The sequence below is a fragment of the Mesorhizobium sp. M7A.F.Ca.CA.001.08.2.1 genome (assembly GCF_003998455.1).
Classification (GTDB): domain Bacteria; phylum Pseudomonadota; class Alphaproteobacteria; order Rhizobiales; family Rhizobiaceae; genus Mesorhizobium; species Mesorhizobium ciceri.
The window spans coordinates 1-3,698 of record NZ_RZPW01000637.1 but is presented as its reverse complement, the minus strand read 5'-3'; the positions used below and the strand labels follow the sequence as shown (position 1 = coordinate 3,698).

Sequence of the window (3,698 nt, the reverse complement as noted above, 5' to 3'; positions counted from 1 at the left end):
ACGTCATAATTTCGGGCGTGCTGTTCGGCGCGTTCGCCGGCTTCACCTACTGGTTTCCCAAGGCGTTCGGATTCCGCTTGCACGAAGGCTGGGGCAAGGCCGCATTCTGGGTCACCTTGGCCGGCTACATTCTGGTCTTCGTGCCGCTCTATATCGTCGGTCTGCTCGGCATGACGCGGCGCCTGCAGCATATCGACATGGATCTTTGGGCGCCATGGCTGGTGGTGGCCGTGTTCGGCGTGCTGGTGATGATCGCCGGCGCCGCACTGCAGATCATGCAACTCGCCGTTTCGATCCGACATCGCGACAAGCTTCGCGATGAGACAGGCGACCCATGGGACGGGCGTTCACTGGAATGGTCGACGTCTTCCCCTCCCCCCGTTTTCAACTACGCGCGGCTGCCTTACGTCGAGGATGAAGAGCCCTACTGGCGCATCAAGCAACGGGCAAGGGAGGAGAAGAGGCCCGGTGCGGAGGAAGGATACGAGCCTATCGAGATGCCGCGCAACAGCCCGACAGGCTTCGTCACCGCCTTCTTCAGCACGCTGATCGGGTTCGCGCTGATCTGGCACATATGGTGGCTGGCGATCGTCGGCTTCATCGGCGCCTACGCGACCTTCGTCGTCTTCGCCTGGCGCGATCATGGGGATTATGAGATTCCCGCCGAAGAGGTCGCGCGCATCGACGATGACCACAAGGCCGCACAGTCAGCCCGGCTGCGGCGCTGGGAGCGGCCGGCATGAGCGATCACGCGCTACCCGGCGACTTCAGCGCGGGCACCCAGGCCCGAGACCCCTATCGGCTTGGTCAGGGCGGCCGACACGGCGTGCGCTCCGCGACCGGCCACGGTGAAGGCGGCCCGGCCTCGAAATTCGTCACCGTGGCATATGGCTTCTGGATCTTTCTGCTGTCCGACATCATCATATTCTCGGCCTTCTTCGCGGCGTATGCCGTGCTTGCCAAGGCGACCGCCGGCGGACCGACCGGCAAGGATTTGTTCGAGCCCACCCGCGTTGCGGTGCAGACGGGCCTTCTGCTCACGTCGAGCTTCACCGGTGGCCTGGCGACACTCGCGACCCGTCGCAGATCGATGGCTGCCACGCAGGCCTGGCTGCTCGTCACCGGATTGCTCGGGGCAGCCTTCCTGTTTCTGGAGGTACAGGAATTCGCGGCGATGATCGGCGAGCAGGCGGGGCCTTCGCGCAGCGCATTTCTATCAGCCTTCTTTGCGCTCGTTGGCTGCCACGGCACCCATGTCGGGCTGGGGCTGCTCTGGCTGGGCACAATGATGGCGCAGCTATGGGTCAAGGGTTTTCGGTCGGATATTTTGCGGCGGGTCCACTGCTTCGGGCTTTTCTGGCACGCACTCGACATCATCTGGGTCGCCATCTTCACCCTGGTCTATCTGTTGGGAGCATCGCCATGACTGACACCGAGAGCAGGCCCGGCGAGATGCAGGACCGCCGCGATTCCGCACCGGGCGAGGAACGTATAACCGAGCACGAAGTGGCTGGAGGGCTGTTGGGCTATGTGATCGGCTACGGCCTGGCCATCCTGCTCACGATCGCGTCATTCCTGGCGGCTCAAACCGATCTGATTTACCAGCCGGCGGTGATTTCGGCCCTGGTGGTGCTCGCTGTTGCGCAGATGGGTGTGCATCTAGTCTTTTTTCTGCACCTGACCACCGGGCCGGACAACACCAACAACATCCTGGCTTTGGCCTTCGGCGTGCTGATCGTTGCGCTGGTGGTCCTGGGCTCGGTTTGGATCATGGCCCACCTGAACGAGAACATGGCCGCCATGACGGCCCATCAAGCCGGAACGATGCCTTAAACCTCGCCCTGCTAGTCTTGGCTGAGGTGATATGAAGCTGGTACATTGTACCGCCGGGGTGGAGATAAAAGGCTCGTCAGACCTCGTGCTTTGGCTGAACTGCACGTATGGCATCTAGCGCCAAGCGAACGGCATCGATGCCTGAGACGCGGGGCTCGATCCGCCTGAAAATCACGCGGCCGTTTCGGTACTCCAGGCCCAACACCTTCCTGTCCCGCCAGCGTGACGCCAGAGGCTTGTTGCGCAAGGTGATCGCGACGGCTTCGGGCCCAACATCAACTTTGCCGACACCCAGTTCCGACGCTGCTATCCGCAACCTGGTAAGTTCCAGCAGAACGGTCACTTCGCCAGGCATGTCACCAAAGCGGTCCTCGAGCTCCTCGCTGAATGCATCAAGGTCCAAGTCAGAACGAATACGAGAGAGCCGCGCATAGAGGCCAACACGGACAGTAGGCTCGTTTACATAGCTTTCGGGAAAAGCCCCTTTTGCAGGCACGTTGATGTTGGCAAGTTGCCTGTTGGGGTCGGCCCCTTCTCCAGCCGCCGAGACCGCCCGCTCCAGCAAGTGCTCGTAGAGGCCCACTCCGATCAGTTTCATATGCCCAGCCTGATCTTCGCCGAAGAGATCGCCGGCGCCGCGCAGGTCGAGGTCCCTTTGACTGATTGCCAGGCCGGAGCCAAGCCGATCGAGCGCAAGCATTGTCGAAAGCCGGGCCCTGGTGCCGTCGGCCAGCTCAACACCAGGTTCCGTCAGAAGAAACGCAGCCGCTTGCATCGCTCCTCTACCGACCCGACCCCGTAGCTGGTGCAACTGCGCCAGACCGAACCGGTCCGGGCGCCAGACAATGATGGTGTTGGCTCGAGGCACATCGAGCCCACTCTCGATGATGTCGGTGCTCAACAAAATGTCGCCATCACCGTCAGCGAATCCGACCATGACTTCGTCCAGCTGCCTCCCTTTCATTTCACCGTGCGCCGTCATGACGCCGAGTTCCGGCACCAGCCTGTTCAGCTGGTCAGAGACCGGGCCAATGTCCTCGATGCGAGGAACCACGAAGAAACTCTGTCCACCCCTGCGAAATTCACGCAAGAGGGCCGCGCGCACCGATGCTGGATCGAACGCTGCCAGGATCGTGCGGACGGGACGTCTTTTGGCGGGCGGAGAGTTTAGAACGCTGACATCCTGGATGCCCGACAGCGCCGATTGCAGCGTCCGCGGTATCGGGGTGGCGCTCATGCTCAGCGTGTGAAGGCAGGGCGCCATGTTCCGCAGGGCCAGCTTCAACTTGACGCCGAACCGGTGCTCCTCGTCAATCACCAGCAGTCCAAGATTGGCGAAAGTGACGCTCCTGGACGCCAAGGCCTGAGTACCCACGACGATCGTAACCTGGCCGCTCCGCAGGCCCTCCTTTGCCGCTTTTGCCTTTGCTGCCCCGACCATCCTTGACAGGTGGGCGACCTGCAGGCCCGTTCCTGCGAAACGGCGGCTGAACGTCTCATAGTGCTGTCGTGCCAACACGGTTGTCGGCGCTATGACCGCAACCTGTTTCCCGCAGAGGGCGGCGGCGGCGCAAGCACGCAAAGCCACCTCTGTCTTGCCGAAGCCAACATCACCGCAGACGAGCCGGTTCATTGTTCTCCCCGAGGAAAGGTCGTCGAGCACAGCGCGGATGGCGGCGGCCTGGTCAGGAGTCTCGGTATAGGGAAATTTCGCCGCAAAACGGGCCAAGTCCGCGCGGGAGGGCTTGATGATCTCGGCGGGCTGGCTGGACCTCATCTCGGCAAGGCCCACCAGGCGCTTGGCCAGCCTGTCGATCTCGCGCAACGCAGCCTCGCGTCGCTTGGGCCAGCCCTCGCCGTTGAGG

4 protein-coding genes are annotated in these 3,698 nt (G+C 62.4%); 3 read left to right on the top strand and 1 reads right to left on the bottom strand.

From position 1 onward, the window contains the following. The 3 genes from EN914_RS27995 to cyoD all read left to right on the top strand — a co-directional run. Positions 1 to 743: cbb3-type cytochrome c oxidase subunit I (locus EN914_RS27995; RefSeq protein WP_206527254.1), on the top strand; the 743-nt coding region annotated here is incomplete at its 5' end. Continuing rightward, the gene (locus tag EN914_RS27990) at positions 740 to 1,426 is read left to right on the top strand and encodes a cytochrome (ubi)quinol oxidase subunit III (RefSeq protein WP_024505439.1); all 687 of its coding nucleotides are present in this window, start codon (positions 740 to 742) and stop codon (positions 1,424 to 1,426) included. The genes EN914_RS27995 and EN914_RS27990, both read left to right, overlap by 4 nt. Then, complete coding sequence (gene cyoD / locus EN914_RS27985; protein WP_013525252.1) at positions 1,423 to 1,833, top strand: cytochrome o ubiquinol oxidase subunit IV; 411 nt, start codon at positions 1,423 to 1,425, stop codon at positions 1,831 to 1,833. The genes EN914_RS27990 and cyoD overlap by 4 nt, the downstream gene beginning before the upstream one ends. A gap of 76 nt (positions 1,834 to 1,909) precedes the next feature. Here the strand turns inward: cyoD and EN914_RS27980 are convergent. Further along, positions 1,910 to 3,698: DEAD/DEAH box helicase (locus EN914_RS27980; protein ID WP_127389395.1), on the bottom strand; the 1,789-nt coding region annotated here is incomplete at its 5' end.